Annotated in this window: 17 protein-coding genes and 1 pseudogene; 6 read left to right on the top strand and 12 right to left on the bottom strand. The window is 43.9% G+C overall.

From position 1 onward, the window contains the following. Positions 1-167: 167 nt before the first annotated feature. On the bottom strand, positions 168-695 hold the full coding sequence (locus tag AB9N12_RS14400; protein ID WP_369892898.1) for a DJ-1/PfpI family protein: 528 nt from the start codon (positions 693-695) through the stop codon (positions 168-170). Between the two features lie 166 nt (positions 696-861). On the opposite strand from AB9N12_RS14400, the gene AB9N12_RS14405 reads away from it, so the two are divergent. Continuing rightward, entirely contained in the window at positions 862-1,212 is a 351-nt protein-coding gene (locus AB9N12_RS14405) for a winged helix-turn-helix transcriptional regulator (protein ID WP_369892702.1), read from the top strand. A 758-nt stretch (positions 1,213-1,970) separates the two neighbouring features. Here AB9N12_RS14405 and creD read toward each other — a convergent pair. The 5 genes from creD to AB9N12_RS14430 all read right to left on the bottom strand — a co-directional run bounded on the left by creD (position 1,971) and on the right by AB9N12_RS14430 (position 7,044). Further along, positions 1,971-3,323 (bottom strand): cell envelope integrity protein CreD, encoded by a 1,353-nt coding sequence (gene creD / locus AB9N12_RS14410; protein WP_369892703.1) that lies wholly within the window; start codon positions 3,321-3,323, stop codon positions 1,971-1,973. Between the two features lie 25 nt (positions 3,324-3,348). Continuing rightward, positions 3,349-3,645: a winged helix-turn-helix domain-containing protein gene (locus tag AB9N12_RS14415; protein WP_369892704.1), complete on the bottom strand. Its 297-nt coding sequence runs from the start codon at positions 3,643-3,645 to the stop codon at positions 3,349-3,351. Beyond that, positions 3,646-4,245 (bottom strand): hypothetical protein, encoded by a 600-nt coding sequence (locus AB9N12_RS14420; RefSeq protein ID WP_369892705.1) that lies wholly within the window; start codon positions 4,243-4,245, stop codon positions 3,646-3,648. 213 nt (positions 4,246-4,458) lie between these two features. Then, a complete protein-coding gene (locus AB9N12_RS14425; RefSeq protein ID WP_369892706.1) occupies positions 4,459-5,949 on the bottom strand; it encodes a UxaA family hydrolase in 1,491 nt (496 codons plus the stop codon). Between the two features lie 30 nt (positions 5,950-5,979). Continuing rightward, positions 5,980-7,044 carry a LacI family DNA-binding transcriptional regulator gene (locus AB9N12_RS14430; RefSeq protein WP_369892707.1) on the bottom strand — a complete coding sequence of 355 codons (1,065 nt, stop codon included), beginning with the start codon at positions 7,042-7,044 and terminating at the stop codon, positions 5,980-5,982. A 253-nt stretch (positions 7,045-7,297) separates the two neighbouring features. Between AB9N12_RS14430 and AB9N12_RS14435 the strand changes: the two genes are divergently transcribed. From AB9N12_RS14435 to AB9N12_RS14445, 3 genes are all read left to right on the top strand, one after another. Continuing rightward, on the top strand, positions 7,298-8,323 hold the full coding sequence (locus AB9N12_RS14435; RefSeq protein WP_369892708.1) for a PfkB family carbohydrate kinase: 1,026 nt from the start codon (positions 7,298-7,300) through the stop codon (positions 8,321-8,323). Between the two features lie 68 nt (positions 8,324-8,391). Beyond that, on the top strand, positions 8,392-9,060 hold the full coding sequence (locus AB9N12_RS14440) for a bifunctional 4-hydroxy-2-oxoglutarate aldolase/2-dehydro-3-deoxy-phosphogluconate aldolase (protein ID WP_369892709.1): 669 nt from the start codon (positions 8,392-8,394) through the stop codon (positions 9,058-9,060). Between the two features lie 394 nt (positions 9,061-9,454). Continuing rightward, the gene (locus AB9N12_RS14445; protein ID WP_369892710.1) at positions 9,455-9,817 is read left to right on the top strand and encodes a hypothetical protein; all 363 of its coding nucleotides are present in this window, start codon (positions 9,455-9,457) and stop codon (positions 9,815-9,817) included. Positions 9,818-10,166: 349 nt separating this feature from the next. On the opposite strand, the pseudogene AB9N12_RS14450 reads toward AB9N12_RS14445, so the two are convergent. From AB9N12_RS14450 to AB9N12_RS14475, 6 genes and pseudogenes are all read right to left on the bottom strand, one after another. Next, positions 10,167-11,026: pseudogene (locus AB9N12_RS14450) on the bottom strand (Rpn family recombination-promoting nuclease/putative transposase). A gap of 478 nt (positions 11,027-11,504) precedes the next feature. Next, the gene (locus AB9N12_RS14455) at positions 11,505-11,723 is read right to left on the bottom strand and encodes a hypothetical protein (RefSeq protein ID WP_369892711.1); all 219 of its coding nucleotides are present in this window, start codon (positions 11,721-11,723) and stop codon (positions 11,505-11,507) included. 21 nt (positions 11,724-11,744) lie between these two features. After that, complete coding sequence (locus tag AB9N12_RS14460; RefSeq protein ID WP_369892712.1) at positions 11,745-12,083, bottom strand: DUF2149 domain-containing protein; 339 nt, start codon at positions 12,081-12,083, stop codon at positions 11,745-11,747. After that, the gene (locus AB9N12_RS14465; protein ID WP_369892713.1) at positions 12,070-12,684 is read right to left on the bottom strand and encodes a MotA/TolQ/ExbB proton channel family protein; all 615 of its coding nucleotides are present in this window, start codon (positions 12,682-12,684) and stop codon (positions 12,070-12,072) included. Before AB9N12_RS14465 ends, AB9N12_RS14460 begins: the two co-directional genes overlap by 14 nt. Positions 12,685-12,707: 23 nt before the next feature. Then, positions 12,708-13,406: a hypothetical protein gene (locus AB9N12_RS14470; RefSeq protein WP_369892714.1), complete on the bottom strand. Its 699-nt coding sequence runs from the start codon at positions 13,404-13,406 to the stop codon at positions 12,708-12,710. A 6-nt stretch (positions 13,407-13,412) separates the two neighbouring features. After that, complete coding sequence (locus AB9N12_RS14475) at positions 13,413-17,498, bottom strand: cobaltochelatase subunit CobN (protein ID WP_369892715.1); 4,086 nt, start codon at positions 17,496-17,498, stop codon at positions 13,413-13,415. Positions 17,499-17,910: 412 nt separating this feature from the next. On the opposite strand from AB9N12_RS14475, the gene AB9N12_RS14480 reads away from it, so the two are divergent. Together AB9N12_RS14480 and AB9N12_RS14485 are read left to right on the top strand one after the other, a co-directional pair. Then, positions 17,911-20,973, top strand: a complete 3,063-nt coding sequence (locus tag AB9N12_RS14480) for a SusC/RagA family TonB-linked outer membrane protein (protein ID WP_369892716.1) — start codon at positions 17,911-17,913, stop codon at positions 20,971-20,973. An 8-nt stretch (positions 20,974-20,981) separates the two neighbouring features. Beyond that, complete coding sequence (locus tag AB9N12_RS14485; protein ID WP_369892717.1) at positions 20,982-22,427, top strand: RagB/SusD family nutrient uptake outer membrane protein; 1,446 nt, start codon at positions 20,982-20,984, stop codon at positions 22,425-22,427. Positions 22,428-22,447 lie beyond the last annotated feature (20 nt).

The raw sequence follows: 22,447 nt of genomic DNA on the forward strand, positions 1-22,447 counted from the left end.
TTATAAAAAGAGGCTGTCTGACAGTTCTCAGGAATTAGAAGTCACCCCTGCCAAAGTATATTCCGGCAGGGGTGAAATCGTTATAATAGGACTTGTTAGACAGCCTCCTTATTTTTTTGTCCTGCCGGTAACGGAAGGGATACTTCCTTTTTGCAGGAGTCGTTTCCTTATTTTAATGCTTCGACAACCTGTGGCATTATTGTCCCAATGGTATTCTCGTCTTGTGCGGTAAAGAAGTTACCGTCTATCTCTGATTTCTCACCGGTAGCTGTTCCGTTTTGAATGGCCGGCCTGGCTAATGGGTGGACTGCCAGTCTTTTCCCTTTGGTTATACCGGTAAAGTCAAACATCATTGCGCCGGCACAATGTCCGATCATCATTTTCCCTTTCTCTCCGAAAGTTTTAATGACTTGCATCAAGTCTACATTATAAGGCTTATCGACATTCTGCTGAAATACAGGCACTGCATCGCCACACGAGAAAACGAGTGCATCGAATTCATCTTCGTGCCCCTTCAGATTAGCGATTACGTCATCTACTGTCAGGCTGATACCTGAATTAGTTTTAATATCTTTCGTATCCGATACGGCAAATACTTTATATGAAATACCATTCTCGAAAAATGCTTCCAAATATTGGAATAGTCCACAACCATTTACCGGATTCACTGCTAAAACTGCAACTCTTTTTGCCATCATCATAATTATTTAAATGAAACAATTGTTATTATTCGTAAGTTGATTACTTTTGTGATGCAAATGTATCTTTCTTGTTTGAGTAATGCAAGAACGTATTTGAAAATAAGGAAGTTACATAGAGGTAACTATTACTCAGACTCAATAAAATACAAAACGTTAAAGAATGAAAAACTTTCATCCGACAGGAAATTGTCCGGTAAGAGATGTACTCAGCCGCTTAGGAGACAAGTGGTCGATGCTGGTGCTTATTACGTTGAATGCAAACGGAACTATGCGTTTCAGTGATATTCATAAGACAATAGAGGATATCTCTCAAAGAATGTTGACGGTAACTCTCCGTACACTTGAGTCCGACGGATTGGTGGAACGGAAAGTATATGCGGAAGTGCCTCCCCGTGTGGAATATAACTTGACGGAAACAGGCAGAACTCTGATTCCTCATATTGAAGGACTGGTAGGGTGGGCGCTGGAGAATATGAATACTATTTTAGAACACCGGCGAATACATGTATAGCGTGTGCTTTATTTTTTATTGAATATCAGATCAAGTCCTTGATTGCGATAGAATTCAAAATTGATTTCTAATCGCGCATAAGTCTGCATCTGTTCTTTTTTCAAAAGATATTAGTATCTATCAAATATCTCATTTATACCTTTACCGTAGAAATAAACTAATCCACACGGTATTGAGCTGATTCGTGCGATTTTCTCATAACAATAAAGTTGAAAAGTGTGCAAGTATCTGCAACACTGCAACATTATCGATGTAATTATCTAATAAACAAATAGTTAAGGTGTTGCAGATACCTGTTGCAGATGATGGCAGATACTCTTTATCTGCCACATACATCATGCAGTTGAGAAAAGCTTTCTCCTTAGAGAAAGGACTGTATATCTACGTTTATGTCAGTTTCCATACAGAGAAACTGTAGTTTCAACGTAGGAAACCGGCATGTCATATATAGATTAAAGCATGTACAAGGTAAGATTTGTTGTTTATACCCTGTTGCAGATAAAGGGTATCTGCCATCATCTGCAACAGGTATCTGCAACACTTTAACTATTTGTTTATTAGTGAATTATATAGATATTGTTGCAGTGTTGCAGATACTTATATACTTTTCAACCCGTTAGGAGAAGTAAAATAGCTCCTGTTTAACTCTGCCAATCGGTTTCTCCTTTTTATAATTAATATATTTGTAGGATTGATTCCTTTTGTTTTCTCAAAAATAAGGAAAAAGCCATTGTCGAGTATTTCTGAAGAAAAGCCGGTTACTCATTGAACCAGTCTATTTTCTTTGAGAAATACATCACTATTGCCAGAATGATAAACAGTCCTAAGCTACCTGCCAACAATGCGAAAGTCTCCAGTTGGATAAGAACAAAGATATAAATATAGAGTATAGCCAACAAGACGGACATGATCAGTGACGGTTTCTTTTTCCTGGTGATTCCGAACATATATCCGCCTACCAGTGTAATGGTCAGTGCGGCAGATAGTAAATAGGCAGGATTGAATCCGATGTGTTCGGAGAAGGAGAGAAGTAAACTGTAGAATAGACAGAGCGCCAGTCCTACCAATAAATACTGCAAGGCATGAATACGGGTCTTATTCATCATTTCGGTGAAGAAAATCACTCCGAAAGTCAGTAAGATAATCAGAATGGCATATTTGGCAGAACGCATGGACTGCTGGTACTGCTCCACCGGAATCTTGAAGTTAACACCGAAGCTGGAGTTCTCGATGTCCTGAATGTTCGAGTTGTTGTAGTCAACCATCACCTGTGAGTAATTCCGGTTCAAATTTAAAACCTGCCATTGTGCGGAAAATTCCTTCTCGGTAATATTCCGGTTGTTAGGCAGATAGTTGCCGGTAAAGCTGGGCGTACTCCAGTTGGCCTTCAGATCTACACGGGTTGTTTTACCCAATGGAATAAAGTTGAGTGACTGCGAACCTTTCAGTTTGATTTTTATTTCATAAGGCAGTTTTTTACTCCGTTTCAACTCCGATAAGTCTGCAATTGCATGAACTCCGGTGTTATCAATTCCTCTGTTGTCCATACCCGGTTCGAATAGGTAGACAGAATCTCCCAAAGTGATGCTGATTTGTTCGCTGATACCCCGCATGTCGTTCAGATTCAGGCAAATAGCCGCCCTGTCAAACTGCAATTGTCCCATATCTATTCTGCTCTTTTTCAATTCTTCCGAACTGAATGACCCTTTCAATGTCAGTTCCGATTGATATACATTGACTTCATAGATACTTCTTTTCAGAATTTCAGTCTTTAGTTGTCCGCTGACCATCAGTTCGTCGGGAAAAAGTATCAAGTCTTTGATGGAAACCTTTTTATCGTTTTTGTTTTCAGTGACAACCGAATACTGTAGATTCAGGTAGGGACCGGTGATGGTCTGTGCCAGACTCCATTTTTCACTTACCTCGTTGATAGCTTCTTCCTGGGTTCGTCCCCGTTCGGAAATAAGATTTTCAATCATGAACATCGGTATCATTAGTAGAAGAATTAATAATCCGATGATGACCACTTTGATTGTTTTGGAGAAACGGTGGAGGCATCCTATAGGTTGCTGCACCTGTTGCTCATTTGAATTTTCATTGAAATCGTTCATAAGCCGTAGGTTTTTGATGAATTGTTTATTTTGATTTTAGAAATTTCTCCAAGGCTTCAATATGAGATTTGAAAGCTTCTCTGCCTTGCAGGGTTGCTTGAAAAATGGTTCGTGGCTTTCGTCCGACAAAACTTTTGTTGCATACGATATATCCCAGTTCTTCTAGGGCACGGGTATGGCTGGCAAGATTGCCGTCTGTCAGAGAGAGCTGCTCTTTCAGAAAATTGAAGTCAGCTTCCTCATTAACCATCAGAACAGCCATGATACCTAGTCGGACCTTGCTTTCGAATGCCTTATTAATATATTGGAATGCTTCTATCATTTATGACCTCTTTCTTTCGTAGTGTAAGTAGAACAATATGCCATAGAGGATGTGGAAACCGCCGAAACCGATGGTCCAGAACAGGAGTGAATGACCTGTCCAAAAACAATCTGCAACGCCCAGGCAAATGAAAGCATAACCTAGCCATGCGATGCTGGAATAAGTAAACTTGGAAACGTTGACCAGTGCCAGTCCGTAAAATAAAAGCATGATGGAAGCCAGGATGTCATAATACTCGCGCATAAGGATGGAAATGCATAAAATGCCTCCGGTCAGCATCGGAAGAGAGAAATTCCACAATGCCCGATACGTGAGGCGGCTGAAAAGTTTTTGTCCTGTCTTCTTGGATTTGTAATAGGACAGGATGCAGGTGGTGACCGCAGCAGCTACCAATACGAGCGAGGCTATGATGGCCATTAATTCAAGGGCGACAATTAAATGAGTGCCCGGCGTAATAACTTGTGTGGCGATATATGCCCCCACTAATGCGTAGATGCCCGCCATAATTGCAGCGAGACCACTTAGAGAGATAAACTTGGAAGACTTTTCCATCAACTCTTTTATCTCATTCACTGATTCTATTGCTTTGTCTTTGTTCATATAAAAAGTACTTTGTGATGCAAAGTAAAACAAAAAATGTGAGATGAACAAACTTTTGCTTGAATATTTTGATGATGAGGCTTTGATATGGTATGATACAAAAAAATTGCTATCCCGTTCAACTTCTTGTTGAGTAGGGGATAGCAATTCTATGGTGTTAACGGCGTATCTTTTAACTCCGTATATGTTGCTGTATCAGAAAAAAAGAACTGCTTACAAGGTTACACCTGTCTTGAAAATAGCAATTTCACGGTAACCTTTCTTTTCGTTATTGACGAACTCGCCGCTTGCCACTTTGATGACGTAATCGATGAAGCGTTCGCAAGTCTTCTCCATCGGTTCGTTTTCCAGGATGACCCCTGCGTTGAAGTCAATCCATCCCGGTTTGTTGTTAGCCAAAGTCGAGTTGGTGGAAATCTTCATGGTCGGAACAAAAGTGCCGAATGGCGTTCCACGTCCGGTGGTGAAAAGTACCATGTGACATCCGCTTGCCGCAAGAGTGGTGGCTGCCACCAGGTCATTGCCCGGAGCAGAAAGCAGGTTGAGTCCTTTTCTCTGTAAACGTTCGCCGTAAGGCATCACACCGGATACATAGCTCTTTCCACATTTTTGGGTGCATCCCAGTGCTTTTTCTTCCAAGGTAGAGATACCCCCGGCTTTGTTGCCTGGAGACGGGTTTTCACCGACAGGCTCTCCATGTGACAGGAAGTATTCTTTGAAGTCATTAATCAGATGGACAGTCTGTTCAAACAGCTCTTTATTTTTACAACGGTTCATCAGGATTGTTTCTGCACCGAACATTTCCGGAACTTCGGTCAGTACACTTGTACCTCCTTGTGCAATCAGAAAATCGGAGAACATACCCAGCAATGGGTTTGCCGTAATGCCGGAGAAGCCGTCGGAACCACCGCACTTCAATCCCACACGCAGTTCGGACAGGGGCACATCGCTGCGTTCGTCTTTAGAAGCTTTTGCATACAAACCGCGCAGGATTTCCATGCCTTCTTCATATTCATCGCCTACCTTTTGGGTAACCATGAATTTGACGCGCTCTTCATCGTATTCACCTAAAAATTCGCGGAATACATCCGGTTGGTTATTTTCGCATCCCAAACCTACTACCAACACTGCTCCTGCATTGGGATGAAGCACCATATCGCGAAGAATCTTCTTCGTATTTTCATGGTCGTCACCAAGTTGTGAACAGCCGTAGTTGTGCGGGAAAGCAACGATGGCATCCACGCCTTTGCCTTCAGTCTCGCGACGCAGTCCCTCGGCCAATTGTCCGACGATACCGTTTACACAACCCACGGTCGGGATAATCCATATCTCGTTTCTTACACCTACATCACCGTTTTTGCGACGATAACCTTTGAATGTAAGATCTTTGCGAGGAATATCCAAAGAGACCTGAATCGGGTTGTAGGTATATTCCAGCAATCCGGCGAGGTTGGTTTTGATATTCGTTTCGTTCATCCAGTCGCCCTGTCTCTTTGCCATTCGGGCATGTCCGATCGGGTAACCGTACTTGATTACATTTTCACCTTCCGCGAAATTCTTCAATGCGAATTTGTGTCCGGCGGGAATGTCCTCGTTCAATGTAATCTCAATGCCATCTATAGAAAGATGCTCTCCTGCCGGGAGGTTAACAATGGCAACAGCAACGTTGTCGGCAGGATTAATTCTTAAATACTTTGTTTCCATGTGATGTACGTGTATAGTTGTACTTTGTTGTTACTTGCTATGGTAATAGTCTATTGTCTCTACTGTTAACAGATCAATGGGCATATAGTTGATACGGGTCACTTCTTTCTTGAAAATAAGGTGATCGCATAGAGCTTTGATACCATTGGCTCCTTGCAGTTCAGGCTGCTGGGCGATGAGGAAGGAGATGCTTCCTTCTTTCAGGCAAGTGACATTCCGTTCCAGAAGGTCATAGCCTATCAGATTGAAGTCTTTCTTTCCACGGCTTTGCAGGTATTCGCCAACGATGTAGGCTTTCGAGTTGAAGGTGATTCCGTTCTTAACCATCGGGTGGGTACGGAAGAATTCATCCAGCATCTCGTTATCCTCGTCGTTGCATTCGGCATGCAAGTCAAGTTCCTGTATGGTACACGACGGGTGATATTCTTTCATATATTGCCTAAAACCGATTTCTCTGTTCTCTTGTTGATTAGATCCTACAATTCCTTCATGTATTTTACGGAAAATAACGATTTCTTTCCCATCCCGTGCCAGTAACATCATCATCCGTGCGGCAAAGTATCCGCTTTGGCGTGAGTTCTGACCGAAGAAGGCGAGGGGAGGGACGTCCTTGATATTTGAGTCTATATATATATAAGGTATATCCAGCGCCTGCAACTGATCGGTGAATCCTTTCGTGTATTGCGGAGCAGTGGGAGCTACCATCACTCCGTCCGGTTGCAGGGCCAGGATGGCTTCGCTGGCATTGACGAATGAATGATAATCGTATGGATCGTAATAATTGATTTTCACCGAGGTGTTGAAATCCGAATAGGTAGCGATAGCTTCATGAATTCCGATTTCTACGGCCGTCCAGTATTCGCCTTCCAAATGCTCAGGCAAAAGGCATATAAACGTGTACTTCTTGTTGGAAGCCAGAGCGCTGGCGTACATATTGGGCTGGTAGTCAAGCTGCTTCAGAATTTCTTCTACGCGTTTCTTACTGGCCTCCGATACTCCACTGCGTCCGTGAATAACGCGGTCTACTGTTCCCACTGATACATCCGCTAGACGGGCGATGTCTTTGATTCTGATCCTTTCGGGCAATTTATTCATACGGTAACCTTTATTTATAGAGGTTTTTGTGCTCGCACACAATAATAATCTTAATATTTTCGATACAAATATATAACAATTTTTGTAATTACGAAAATTTTTGTATCTTTGTGCCCGTACACGAAAGGTGCGTAATACAGACTATTTTATGGAATAATATTCATGTATTCAGAGAGTTAACCTATAAAATAGGACTGAAATGATAAATTGAAAGTTCATACTATTAATAACTTAGAATTTAAAACATAAGATTATGGGAAAGAAAGTCGTTACATTAGGCGAAATCATGCTTAGATTATCAACTCCGGGTAATACCCGTTTTGTTCAATCTGATTCTTTTGATGTAGTATATGGTGGGGGTGAAGCGAATGTGGCAGTAAGCTGTGCCAACTACGGACATGACGCCTATTTCGTAACCAAATTACCGAAACATGAAATTGGTCAGTCCGCTGTCAACGCATTGCGTAAATATGGCGTAAAGACAGACTTTATTGCTCGTGGTGGCGATCGTGTAGGTATCTATTATTTGGAAACGGGTGCTTCTATGCGTCCTAGCAAGGTTATCTATGACCGCGCTCACTCTGCTATTGCTGAAGCTGACGCTGCTGATTTCGACTTTGATGCCATCATGGAAGGTGCCGACTGGTTCCACTGGTCTGGTATCACTCCGGCTATTTCTGACAAGGCTGCCGAATTGACTCGTCTGGCTTGTGAAGCCGCAAAACGTCACGGCGTAACTGTTTCTGTCGACTTGAATTTCCGTAAGAAACTGTGGACGAAGGAAAAAGCACAGTCTATCATGAAACCGTTGATGAAGTATGTAGACGTATGTATCGGTAACGAAGAAGATGCGGAACTTTGCCTGGGCTTCAAACCGGATGCTGACGTTGAGGCAGGCCACACAGATGCTGAAGGTTACAAAGGTATCTTCCAGCAGATGATGAAAGAGTTCGGATTCAAATATGTCGTTTCTACTTTGCGCGAATCTTTCTCCGCTACTCACAACGGTTGGAAAGCTATGATCTACAACGGTGAAGAGTTCTATACTTCAAAACGGTATGATATCAACCCGATTATCGACCGCGTAGGTGGTGGCGATTCTTTCTCCGGTGGTATCATCCATGGTTTGATGACTAAACCTAACCAGGGAGAAGCTCTTGAATTTGCAGTTGCTGCGTCTGCCTTGAAGCATACTATCAATGGTGACTTCAACCTTGTTTCTGCAGAGGAAGTGGAAGCATTGGCCGGTGGTGACGCAAGCGGTCGCGTACAGAGATAAGTTGAGAGTTGAAAATAGAGAGTTGAGAGTTTGAAAAACCAATTCATTTTAAATCAGTAAATAATAAAATGGCAAAATTCGATAAAATAGCCGTATTGAATAAGATCGGCTCTACAGGAATGGTTCCTGTATTCTATCACAAAGATGCAGAAGTGGCAAAGAAAGTAGTAAAGGCTTGTTATGACGGTGGGGTTCGTGCTTTCGAATTTACAAACCGTGGTGACTTCGCACAGGAGGTATTTGCAGAAATCGTTAAGTTCGCAGCAAAAGAATGTCCTGAAATGGCAATCGGTATCGGTTCTATCGTTGATCCGGCTACTGCTGTCATGTACTTGCAACTGGGTGCTAACTTCGTAGTAGGTCCGTTGTTCAACCCTGAAATCGCTAAGGTATGTAACCGCCGTTCGGTAGCTTACACTCCGGGATGCGGTTCTGTATCGGAAGTGGGTTTTGCACAGGAAGTAGGTTGCGATCTTTGCAAGGTATTCCCGGGTGATGTGTATGGAACAAACTTCGTAAAAGGCCTGATGGCTCCGATGCCATGGTCTAAGCTGATGGTGACAGGTGGGGTAGAACCTACCAAGGAAAACCTGACTGCATGGATCAAAGCGGGTGCCTTCTGCGTAGGTATGGGCTCTAAACTGTTCCCGAAAGATAAGGTGGCAGCAGAAGACTGGGCTTATGTAACTGCCAAATGTGAAGAAGCTCTCGGTTATATCGCCGAAGCCCGTAAATAGGATTAGAGCGCGAAAGCTCGTCTAGGATAAAAAGAGGTTGGTGCGACAGTCTCTTAAGAATATGCCTCGAGGGTTAGTTAGTTTAGTTAGTAAATGAGGCATATTTTCATTTTGTTTAAAGGTGTTTAAAGGGGATAAGCCATCGGAATGAGTGACTCATTTCGGTGGCTTGTTTTTTGTGGTATTTATTAGATACGGTTGCATATAAAATGCTCTCTTGACGAAAAAAAGATACAAAAATATTGTTTATAAGGTTAATTTTAGTAACTTTGCTCGGTATTTCCTTTTTTTTTAGACAAACTGTCATGTTGGAAGAGCTAAATAATAGTCGGATAGTGAAAGCATTGAAAGAGGGGGACCCTTCTGCTTTTATAAGGATAATCAATTGTCGGAAATGATACGAGAAAGTAGCTCAAAAGTCAGTTTGTCTTTGGAATGGCAAAAAGATAATGCCATTAAAGTGGGAGATGATTCATTTGTTTATGACGAAGATAAGAAAGTGAAGGGAATCGATATCGCTAAATGTTTTTCTTATTTAATGTCTAATGATGTGAATCGAGAAATCTTTTATGCTGAGCTTTTGGGGCTTTCCGGTGAGAAGAGTGTAAATCTATTGAAGAGCTTTGTCGATGGGGCAGAACAGGAACATCTCTTGAAATGTACCCAAGATGATCAAGGATATTTGACTTCTGTATCAATGGAGGGGGCAGACGATATGTCAGTCATGCCAACTACTATAACAATTACTTACGAATAATTGTCTATTTGTAGAATGTAAGGGAAAGAGTCATGTCAAATAAATGATATGGCTCTTTTCTTTTAGTTGTATCTGATACTAATATGTTGAATAATAGCAAACTACTAAAAAAAGATTGTTTTCTCTGATTTCCTCCGGCGTTTGTTTTTTTGTTCCTATATTGTCTTAATTTAAGGTGATATACAATCAGCAAATAGTAAGTTGCCGGTTGAGTTGCCGGTAATCCATCTCAAGAGATTAAAGAGTATCCTAAAAAAGAACCTGATTTATCCAATTACCCAAATTCCTAGGACGGGCATAGCGGGTGAATCTGTTGGGAAGGTGAAAGTAATCGGGTGGTTACTTATTATCAGATTCTTTCAATCTCGTCTATGGAAAGTCCGGAAGCCTGCGAGATAGTGGTAACGGGAATACCTAGTTTCTTTAGATTACGGGCAATTTCCAAACTCTTTTCTTCATGCCTTCCTTCCGACCTTTCTCTATGCCTTTCTTCATTCCTTCCTCTTCCGCAAATGAAATCGTAACCAGTTGGTCACGAAACACCTTGATGCTCTCATCGTATTTCATGCGTTCTTCTTTGCTCAGGGAAGCGATATCGACAATCTTTTCCAACTTCTCGAAGACTGATTTCCGTGTCTTGAAAGGCATTCTTTTCAATGTTTCCATGTTCTTCAATACATAAATCCAACGTTCAAAATCCGTATCACATTCCGACTCCTCTTTGTTGAAAGACGGGAGTTCGATAAAGATAAAGCGCAACTTGTCTGAGAATGTCTCATGCGTGTCCCGGTCGGCCAATATCACATCCGTACGCAGTTTGTGGGAACCGTTTGGCAGACTGAAGTTCAAGAAAAACACACCGTACACCGCTTTCAAGTCAAACTTCCAGAAAATACCCCGCTCTCCCTGACGGGCAATGGTATGGGAGAGGTAAAAAAGGGCACGCTCCTTGAAGTTCGTCTGCTGCTTGTTCTGCATCTCGACAACCAGTTGTTCACCGTTTTCCGTCGTACAATAAATGTCATAGATAACCCCTCTGTCTCCCATGTATTCCGGAAGCAATTCCTTGTCCTGAAAGGTTATATCGGTGATACACTTCTCGTTCACAAGCAATCCGTTTAAGAAATCGATCAACAAGTCTTTCGTTATCTCCTGCCCGAATATTTTTTTAAATCCTACATCCGTAAACGGATTGATAAAGTTTCCCATTCTGTTTTTTTTTAGTTTATCCGAGACAATGTGTATCCGATTGGAGCAAAGATAGTCTATTTTCCGAAGCATGCGGTCCTGTTTCTCTTTTTTAACTAAAACAGCTCTTTTATTCAGGGATATATTTATTCAATTATATCGAATTCGCATTAGAAACGATTTTGCACGTCTGCAAAACGTCCGCAGGCTTTTAAAAATCGATTTTGCACGCTTGCAAAACGCCCGCAGCTTTTTAAAAACGATTTTGCACGTCTGCAAAACGCTCGCAGGTTTTAAAAATCGATTTTGTACGTCTGCAAAACGTCCGCAGGTTTTAAAAATCGATTTTGTACGTCTGCAAAACGTCCGCAGACTTTTAAAAACGATTTTGCACGCTTGCAAAACGTCCGCAGGCTTTTAAAAACGATTTTGCACGTCTGCAAAACGTCCGCAGACTTTTAGAAACGATTTTGCACGCCTGCAAAACGTCCGCAGGCTTTTAGAAACGATTTTGCACGCCTGCAAAACGTCCGCAGACTTTTAGAAACGATTTCGCACGCTTGCAAAACGCCTGCAGCTTTTTAAAAACAATAAAGCGGCCTTGTTTTGCTTCGGTAAAATTTGAATGAGGGTGTGTCATAATGCCTAAATATAAAGATTCACCCCTGCCACACATAGCTATAGCAGGGGTAATTTCCTCAAAAAGGAATTTTGACACACTCTTATTGTTTGTTCATGGTTATTCCGGAACATAAATAATCTCACCGTTATCCAGTTCGTAGGCTATTCCCACTTTTCTTCCTCTTTTCCCGGTATCCTCCTCTTTCTGACCGGAAGGTTTGTATGTATTGATTTTCTTTCCTTCCTTGGAGATGATTTCCATATTCTCCTTACCGGGATTCTTCACGATGGTGAAGTCTTCCTGTCCGAAAACTTCCGTCATATTCATGTGCATCACCATGGCTACCATCAATGCCACGGCAAATACCATCGCCACGTCGAACAGGTTTACGACTACACTTAGCGGGTCGGTATCCTCTTCTTTGAGGAATTTGCTGACTCTTCTATTTCTTTTCATGGTTGGGTTCTCCTTCTCCGTTCGTTTCGTTTAATACTCTTGATACATAATCGAGGTTGTTGACATCTTTGGCATACCAACGTTGTTTGAACTGCATGGATATCAATCCTACGCCACTAATCACCAGCCCCACAACAGTCGTTGCAAATACTACCTGCATATTATATGCCATTCCGGAGATGTCGCCTGTAGAAAGTCCTACGAGTGCCGGACTCATGGAAATCAATGTGCCTATCAATCCGAGAACCGGACCTATCTTAGCCAGCATTTTAGAAAGAGACACATCTTTCTCCGCTTCATTCTCGAATTGGGTTATCAGGAAGTCTGAGTAATCCGCACTGGCGGGATGGTGGAGCAGATCGCGAAGATAACTCATATATAGTGAATTGTCTTTGTCGGGCAACGTCGCTTTCAGAACCTCTATCCGCGCATCTTTAATGAGTGGGTCCAGTGCTTTGTCATTTTTACGTTTGGTCATGTACATGTTGTAGGTGCCTCCGATCAAGATAAGAGAGCGAACGAACAGACACAGCAAAATAATGATGTCGGGTATCAGTAAACTGTTGGCTACCCAGAATAATAATTTAGAAATGAGTTCCATATATCTTTTTTTATGAATTGATTTTACTTCTTTTTTAATGCTCTACGTTGTAATAAAGGCCATTTCAACTTGTTCCAGGCAAATCCGATAAGAAACAGGACAACGAACAGCCCGATGGACAAGAGTATAGCTTTCCAGTTGAGCGCCGCTTCGGTGGCGGCATAGGTTGTTTTTCCATTGACAGTGGTCAGTAGTCCGAGGATGCAGATGAACAGGCTGACCAGGAAATGAACTTCCAACCGGAGATCGTCTTCAGGTACAAGATACCTCATCAACCGGCTTAACAATGGGAGGACGACGGTCACTATCCCTGCCAGCGACCAGGCTGTCACTGAAAAGCCTACGCCGGGTAGCAAGAAGATAGCTTCCGTGAGACAATAGAATAATACGGGGAAGAGCAACAGACTGGGATACCAGCGAAGTAATTCTGCCCACCATACATGCTTCTTGCCATAAAGTCCACGCAGGAAAGCCATGCAATAGCCGAAACAAAGTGCTGACTCAAGCGTTATGATAATGGCCATGTTCTGCAATGCTTCCGTGTTCTGCAGATAATCAGCGATCTGTGTCTTTGACTGGAGAATGGCATACTGCCAGATGCCGGTCACAAAAAGACCGGCAATCAGGCTGTATATTACGGTTTGCCAAAGTTGCCAAAAACTAAGCTTGAAGCTGCAGTTGATGACGATAAACAGCATTAATATGTGAATGACTAACTCCATATTACCTTACTTTTTCCGTTTCTTTTTAAGTATCAGCAGCATGACAATAAATATGACTAAGACGATACCTGCGATAAGACCTCCGTTCAGCGAGTTTTTCTCTTCCTGTGCTCCCTGTACGGCATCGCTCGATTGTTTTTTCAATATCATGCCTCCTTTGGCTGCTTCCCCGTACGGGGTGCCCTGGTTCATCTGTTTGAGTTGTTTGTTGTAGTCGGCTGCGGTTTGAGCGTCTACTCGGGAAGCGATGAACTGCTGCAATGGGGCATTGTCTCCGGTAAATCCGCTGCCCGAAGGACCAAACTGTCTGACAAGGTCTGTATGCAACCGGGCAATATGGGAGAGTTGTTCCGGAGAAGCTTTCCAATATCCTTTGCGGGCAGTTTCCATCATAACGGCAGTCACTTCCTGTAAAGCTGCGGGATTCTGTGTTTCAAAGAACTCTTTTACGTTCAGTTCGTATTTGTCTTCGACATACACATCATATAGGTCGTCCCAAAGTTCCTTGTCGATGGCAGCAGGTTTCATCACATTCCAGCCATACGTATTCGTTACAGTCTGGGCAAACTCGTTTGCAGCGGAAGAACTGCCTTTCATTTTCTCTTTGATATAGGTAGGATTCAGAATCGTGGTACGGCTTTCCACACCGACTGCCTCTTTAAGTTCCTGCATTCTCATGTGGTTGCGGTTCCGGTAGTCGCTCAGATAAGCGTCCGGGTCTTTACCGGTCACATTGCGTACGGCAAGATTCATACCTCCCATGAATTCGTATACGTGGTCGAGGCTCAATGCTCCCCATGTGTTGCTTTGTCGGGGCTGAACGACCACATCGGTACTGCTTAATGCTGCCTCAAAAGCAAATTTCTGAAAGACTTCCCACTGCTTTTCGTCACCGTAGAAGGCTCCCATATTGTTGAGGTAAGTAGCTGCGATTTCCGATTCGCTTTCCCAACGGTCACCGGATTCCACCATTCCCTGAATTCCTGTGCCATACATGCCGTTAGCACCTCCGAACACCCGGAAAGAAGCCATTTCGCGCGCATCTTTCGGACTGACACCTTTTTCGGTTAACACTCTTTCTGCTTCTACCACACCGATGGCTACCTGATTTTCAAACTTGTCGTCTTTTGCCGCTGCAGCCATTTCTACCGCACGGTTGATGAGGAAGAGGCGGGAAGCGGCGATATCACGGAGCTGTCCGGACGTCTGAACTACTACGTCGATACGCGGACGTCCCAGTTCGGCTGAAGGAATCAGTTTTAAATCACTGACACGACCGAATGTGTCACGAATAGGTTCTACTCCCAGCATATACAGTACCTGAGCAATGGTGGCCCCACCGGTTTCTATAAATTCGGAAGACCAGAGCGTGTAGCTCACTTTACGCGGGATTGAATCATGGTGACGTTGCTTGTAGGTATCAATCGTTTGCTTGGCTAAAGCGATGCCTTTTTCCCAAGCGGACTCTGTCGGAGTTGCTTCGGCATTGATAGCATACATGTTACGTCCGGTTGGCAAAGCATTCGGATTGGCAATCGGATCACCTCCGGGAGTAGGAACGGTGTATCCGCCTTTTAATGCATTCATCAGACTGTTTAACTCTTCTTCGGGACTTGTCAGAAGTGCGTTCCTGTAGTTGCCTATATTCTTGATTGTACGTTCAACTTCGGCGATGGCAAGTGCCAGCTCGATTTCTTCTTTGCTGTATTCTTTCGGAGCTTCTCCCATAGCAGCCATCCTCATGGCCATCATGCCTTTGGGAGCATTGCGGTCAGCTTCTATTTGACGGGTCTTGGATAGTTCCTGCGCGGTGATACCGGCAGTGCGACAAATCAGTTCATCTGTAGCCAGTGCAGGATTGGCAAGTAATTTTTCTACCAGCTGGCGGGCAGGAGTCAGATACTGTTCGGTAAAGAGGCTGCGGTGCTTGCTGACGGCGTCTGTGGCTTTACCGCGTTGCTTGTCAAGGGTCAGCAGACTGTACGCGATGGGTTCTGTAGCCATTGCATAGATCGAAGAAGTGATTCGTTCCGATTCATACGGAACTCCCATTGTATAGAGTTGTCCGGTGATTTTCTCCGTAGCCAGCTCTTCTGCAAAGTTTTCTATACGGGCTATTTCATCTTCCGTATAGGGTTGGTTGGCAATGCTGTCCAAACCTAAATCGCGGTGAATTCCCATTCTCACAGTCAGCGTCTTGACAGCCAATGATTCCTGAGCTTTATTCTTTTTGTGAGAGTTATTGTAAATCTTGATTTTTTCCATCAACTCCCGATAAATGCCACGCACGCTGCTTTCAAGGAAAGGAGGAGTGAGGTACGACTGTATGGTGGCATAAGAACGGCGCTTGGCTATCATTCCTTCACCCACATTGCCAATAGAGTAGATGTAGAAGTGCGGAACGGCTCCTACCAGGCGATCCGGCCAGTCGTTGCTGCACAATGCCACTTGCTTTTTGGGAGTGAATTCAAGACTTCCATGTGTACCGAAATGGATCAGTGCGTCGGCTTTGAAGCCATGTTGCATCCATAGATAGGAGGCAACATAAGCATGGGGAGGAGCCATATGGGTGCCATGAATCACTTGGAAGGAGTTGGCACCGCTTCCGGCAGCGTATTGTGGCAGTAAGACTACATTCCCGAATTGCAGACGGGCAATCCCCAATCTGCCGTCTTGGGTCGTCATATAAGTGCCGGGGAATTCGCCGAAGGCATCCACCACTTCCTGATATTTTTCAGGGCGGAGTGACTCTTTTACCCAACTTTCATATTGCTCTTTGGTGATAAGTTCGGGATCTCCTTTTTGCATAAAGTCGTTAGAGGCACCTTCTGCGTAGGAGTTGAACACAGCACCTTGAGCCTGTATCATTTTACCCAGTTCTTCTGCATTTGCAGGCAGACCGGATAGGTGGTACCCTTCCTGTTTCATGCGGACCAGAAGATTATATAAGGAAGGAACCACCTCCATACCGGCAGCGGTCAGTGCATTTTGTCCGGGACCTTTATAATAGTAGATGGCTACCTTCTTCTCGCTGTTCGGCTTGGTATGCAGATTCAGATATTTGTTGATTGTGGATACGAAAGTCCTCAAGCGTTCGGGTACTGCATACGAATGGCGCAATCCTTCTTCGTCTTCGTATTGTGCAAAGAGAGCGAAAGGACGGATGGCACCGTCGATTTCCGGAGTCACGATACTTTGCGACATAAATCCTCCTGCCATTCCCATCGGATCTTTCTCCCATTCATCTACCAGACTGTTGATTGTGAGTGGAGCAAAAAGTAGGATGTTCTTAGATTTCAGATAATCCACCATTTTGTCTCCCATGCGCCCGTGTGCCATGTTGATGATTGCGTCGGGCTGCACTTCGTCAATGAACGACATAAGTTTCGTTATTGACTGAACCGGATAAACATGGTAGCCTTCTTTCTCAAGCGCTTCAATAAGTCCGGTAGCATCAGCCATTTGTCCGGTAATCATGATTTTACGTGCTCCTTCTTTATAAAGATGGTTGTCCTTCATGAATTTTTCGTAATCTGTCACGGTGAGGAATTCCAGTTCATCATTCGGATTCGTAAGTCCGGCGTGGTAGAGCATGTCGCTGGGGCTTTCTGCCGGGGCTTCTACTTCCGGTATGGAATAGATTTTGCCGTCAATAGCTTTACGGATGTAATTCAGCATATTCCGGTAGTTGTTTTTTCCTCCGTTGATCAGATAATCTTGTATCAGATTTTGTTGTACACTGTCTAAAGTACAAATGTTGTTGGCCGGGTTGGTAGCCATGAAAGTATATATAGGGATACCTTTGTCGGCAGCCTGCTGTATCTGTTGACGTTGTTCCTCAATGATTCGCAGCCCCATTCCGTTGATGAATACCATGTCGTAACCGCTCAGGCGGTCGAGGTTGTCGAGCGATACTTCACTGAGTTTGATGGATGAATTGTCATTGGCTTTCGATATACTTCCCTGCTGCATGGTCTGGAAGTTGATGAAGACAATCTTTGTAGGACTGAACCAGGTATTCCATACAGATACCCCTATCAGGGATGCGACGACGATGCATACGCCTAAGATGATTTTACTTTTCTTTTTCATTTCTCTTATTTTAGCTTTGTATGTAGTTTAATCATTTTATAGTCTGAACAAATCTGCAAGATTAATTGAAACAGTTCCGATAAAGCCGATACCTTGATGAGGCATTTGGAATGATAATCTGTTCGTGTATCTGTTAGGTTGCAAAGGTATAGGGAAGTATAAAAAGGGGAAATACCTAAAAGGAATGAAAAACTATCGTGCTTTTAACTATGTGTAGGTATTGTTCGGCTGTCTTTATTCGGGTGGCTGTTGGCATTATTATTACCGGGAGCATAGACAGGTTCTTGTGAAACTAAGCCTAACTGTTAGTAGGTATTTCTAAGAAATAATATAGCAATTTGTGGTGATTGTCCGAGCTGCTTTATGTCCTTAATTTTGCAGTCCGGATAATTGTTTATAACCAAACGCTAAAATGAGAGCATTTATTATTTCTTTTTTTGTTGTTTTCGTTTCTGCCATCAGTTTTCAGGATACTCATGCCCAACAGAAAGACAATGTGCTGACCGGTATGGTCACGGATCATCAGGGAGAACCGCTTCCCGGCGCTACGGTCCGGATTGGAAATACCCGATTGGGGACGGTGACTGACGCTAACGGACGCTATCGGTTGCGTGGAAGATGGGAAAAAGGAGATATGATTATCTTCTCCTTTATCGGAATGAAAGATGTCCGTGAAAAGTATACGGGACAGAATGTACAGGATGCGGCTATGCAGCAGGATGCCAAGGCTTTGGACGAGGTGGTCGTGGTGGCGCGTCAGAATATCAATGAATTGGATATTCGTGCGAAATCCGGTGTCGTGCAGCATGTCGATATGGGACGTCTGAATAGCAAGCCTATGATCGATATGTCGTTAGCATTGCAAGGAAGCGTTCCCGGGCTGATTGTTACCAATACAGGTGATTTGGGCTCAAAGCCCGAAATTCGTATTCGCGGAAACTCCTCTTTCCGTAAAGGGGATGCTGCCAATGAGCCACTGTATGTAATGGATGGAAAGGTCATTTCATCCGATGCCTTTATGACTCTTAATCCGGCGGACATTAAAGAAATTAAGGTGTTGAAAGATGCGGTGGCATGTGCCTTGTATGGCATCAAAGCCGCCAATGGAGTCATAGAAATCACTTCCTTGCGCGGAAATCCCGATGGACGTATAACGACCGGTTACAGTTTCAATATGGGTATTACCACTCGTGGGCGTAGAGGAGTCGAGATGATGGATACGGACGAGAAACTGGAACTGGAACGCCGGTTGCAAAACCGTTCCACTCCCGGTTACCGGTACAGTGAGGATTATTACAGGAAGTATTTCGCCAATGATCCGAATCTGGAGCAAATGATAGCCGAAGGACGGGGAATACTTGATTCTTTACGTACCATTCATACGGATTGGTTCGACGAACTGATTCATTTAAATACCTATCAACGTCATAATTTGAGTGTCAGAGGCGGAACGGAAAAAGTTGCTTATTATGTTTCCGCCAATTATGTCCGGCAAGGGGGGCGTGTGCCGGGGAATGATACGCATCGCTTTACCGCCACTATGAGTCTTGACAGGCAACTGGGTCGGGTGGGATATTTGTCATTGAGCGCCAACGCGGGATATGCCGGAACAGATACGCCGAATGGAAGTTCATATTCTCCTACCGACTTGATTTATCAACTCAATCCTTATGAAACAAAGGCGGGAAAATTAGTCTCTTTCGCAAATGAAGCTTCAGATTACACTTATCATGATTTGCTAAGCCAGTACAACGCTAAGTCGACGGATAAACGGGGTGGAGTAAGCGGGAGTGTGAATTTGGAACCTCTGAAAGGATTGAGCATCGATGCTGTGGCAGGTGTTGATCTGCTTTTGCATGAGGGGATGGCATTGGTGCCTTCTACTTCTATCAGCGAACGAAACAGCGGAGTGGATAAATCAGAACGCGGAAAACTCTCCAAGGAGAAACAAGTGACCACGAATGTTTCATCTAATGTACGCGTCACATACAATAAGATATTTGCGGAAAAGCATGATTTTACCATTGGCGGTAATATGGACTATTATATGACGGATGTGGATAATGTTTCTATTGCCGGATATGGAGTGGGCGCACAAATGTCTCCATCCGCTATCAATCAGGCTATTTCAGGCAACAGAAAACCGGTGGTCGGCTCTTATAAGGAAAAGGTTGCCCAACTGGGATTGGGACTGGTGATGGGATATAGTTTTGATGACACCTACGATTTTTTCGCGACCTACAAAGCGGATGCTTCTTCTATTCTTCCTGCATCCAAACGCTGGAATGCCGCATGGGCTGTCGGGCTCGGGTGGACAATCAGCGGGTATCCTTTTCTGAAAGATAATCATGTGATTTCTCGCTTGAACCTGAAGGCTTCTTACGGGCGGATGGCCAATCTGGCGGGAGTGTCGGCTTCATCAGCGATTGGAACGTTTTCTTATTTGACCGATTATTATGGAGATGCACGACTCTTGCAGTTGCTTGCGCTTTATAATACCGAACTGAAGGCGGAGCAGACAGCATCTACGGATATCAGTCTGTCGGTTGAACTATTCAAACGTCTGACGTTGGATGCCAACATTTACCGGCGCGAGACAAGTGATGCTCTGCTTGACGTTCCCGTTCCGTTGTCGAATGGATTCAGCACGATGAAACGTAATATCGGCGTCCTGCGCAATGAAGGCTACGAATTGAGTGCTTCCCTGAAAGTCCTTGATACTTCTGACCTGCGGCTTTCGCTGCGCGGGGCATTGGCATACAATCGCAATAAGGTCGTCGATTTGTATTATGCCGACCGCTTATATGCCACTGAGGAGGCTATAATTCCTGATTATGAGGTGGGTAAATCGTATGATATGATTTATGGCTTGAAGTCGTTGGGCATTAACCCGATTACGGGTCTTCCCGTATTTCAGGGAGCGGACGGACGCGAGATACCGGCCACGGAAAATCCGTCGAAAAAGAACATTGTCGCTTTAGGTCATGCTACTTCTCCCTACAGTGGTATATTCAATTTAAGTTTTTCTTATCGTGATTTTGATTTGGATATGGATTTCTATTACGTATTTGGCGGAGTTAAGTCCTATAGCTATTCATATATCCGATCTTCCGATGACGCTAATAAGAATGCCATAAAAGGACAGTTGCGGAATATGTGGTTTGAAAAAGGAGATGAAGGAAAGGCGTACCATTCTCCTTTTTACAGTTCATCGGCTATCGCTTCACTGGACTATCCGAATACGAAGACGGTGGGAAAGAGTGATTATCTGAAACTGTCAATGGTGTCATTGCGCTACCGTGTTCCACATGTATTTCTGGAGAAGAAGTGTAATTTCATTAAATATGCCAATGTCGCTTTTCAGGCATCCAATCTGTTTATGATTACTCCTTATAGGGAATCTGATCCGGAAACAGGTTCATTGGCGGGTACCATGCAGCCTGTGTTAACCGTTAATTTGAATTTGACTTTCTAAATATGGGTATGATGATTGTAAAAAGGATTAATAAAAGACGGGTCAAAACTGTGATAGGCACGCTTGCCCTTACATTTTTCTTCACCGCCTGCTCGTTGGATATTCCGTATGAGAATCAGTTCTCTGATCCGAATGCCATAACAACGCCGAATACCGCCCGTGAGTTGTTGGCTACCGCTTACAAGCAGTTGCCCAATCCGGAATTTGACTTATCGGTGTTAGGGGATGATTTTGAAACAACTGCCTGGATTTCCCGGGATGCGAGTCTGAATAATCTTTATAAATGGCAGACGCGTCCCCTGGAAGATCTCGCCGTTTCCATCTGGACTGACTATTATGCGGCGGTAGCTATAGTGAATGCTGTGTTGGAACGTGTAGATGGCGTATCGGTATCTACGGCTGAAGAGACAAAAGAACTGCAAGCGGTGGTGAGCGAGGCGAAATTGTTGAAAGCTTATTGCTACTTCAATCTTCTCCGGCTTTTTGCCCCGGATTATGCGGACGGACCGGAAAAGGATGGAATCATATTGAAGGATCGGCTGGAATTGGGATTTCTGCATCGGTCGAGTATTGAGGACTGTGTGACTGTTATTCGTCAGTTGCTCAAGGAGGCCTTGGCGGTGGAGAATCATCCTTCGGATGTTTATTGGTTCTCACCGTATAGCGGTTACTATATGTGGGCGGAATTGGAACTGTATGCTCAAAATTACGAGCGGGCGGCAGAGTATGCCCAAAAGGTTATCGATGCGAAAGGAGGCTATGGTGTACTTGGTGAAACGGTGTATGCCGCCTTGTGGAGCAATTCGCCCTGTGCGGAACGGGTGTTTTCCTTGTTTACAAACGGCAGCTATTATACCGGTATAAATTATGATAAGCATAAAGGGGATTACATGACAGTGAATGGTTCGCTTGCCGGCCTGTATGCCGATGGAGACATCCGTTCGGGAGCATCGGTATTTACCAAAGAAATGACCGACGATGTGTGGGGCAGCACGACGATGGGGAATTGCTTGGGTAAATATAATGAAATGAACTGGAAAAAGGTAGAACCGAAATATATCAATAAGTATCGTGTGGCAGGTGCCTGTTTTATTCTGGCGGAAGCCTACTGTCGTGACGGAAAGGGACACGATGGGCAAGCCGTCGGGGTGATGAACCGATATTTGGAACAGCGTAATGCCACGCTGCTGGATACGGACTTGTCCGGTGAGCCGCTTTTAAAGGCTATCTTTCAGGAAAAAAGGAAAGAGTTCGTAGGAGAGGGGGAACGCTATTTCGATTTGAAGCGATGCCGTAGGGGAGTACTGTCGGATTGGAATACTTCCGGTACGATGTTGGCGGACAAACGTGTCCGCCCGGATGATTATCGTTGGACTCTCCCCATTCCGAGAGGGGAATATCTGTATAATGAGCATGTCTCACAGAATGAAGGTTGGACAAAAATAGAGAACTGATAAATTTAATTATAAACGAA

Source organism: Bacteroides sp. AN502(2024), assembly GCF_041227145.1.
Lineage (GTDB): Bacteria > Bacteroidota > Bacteroidia > Bacteroidales > Bacteroidaceae > Bacteroides.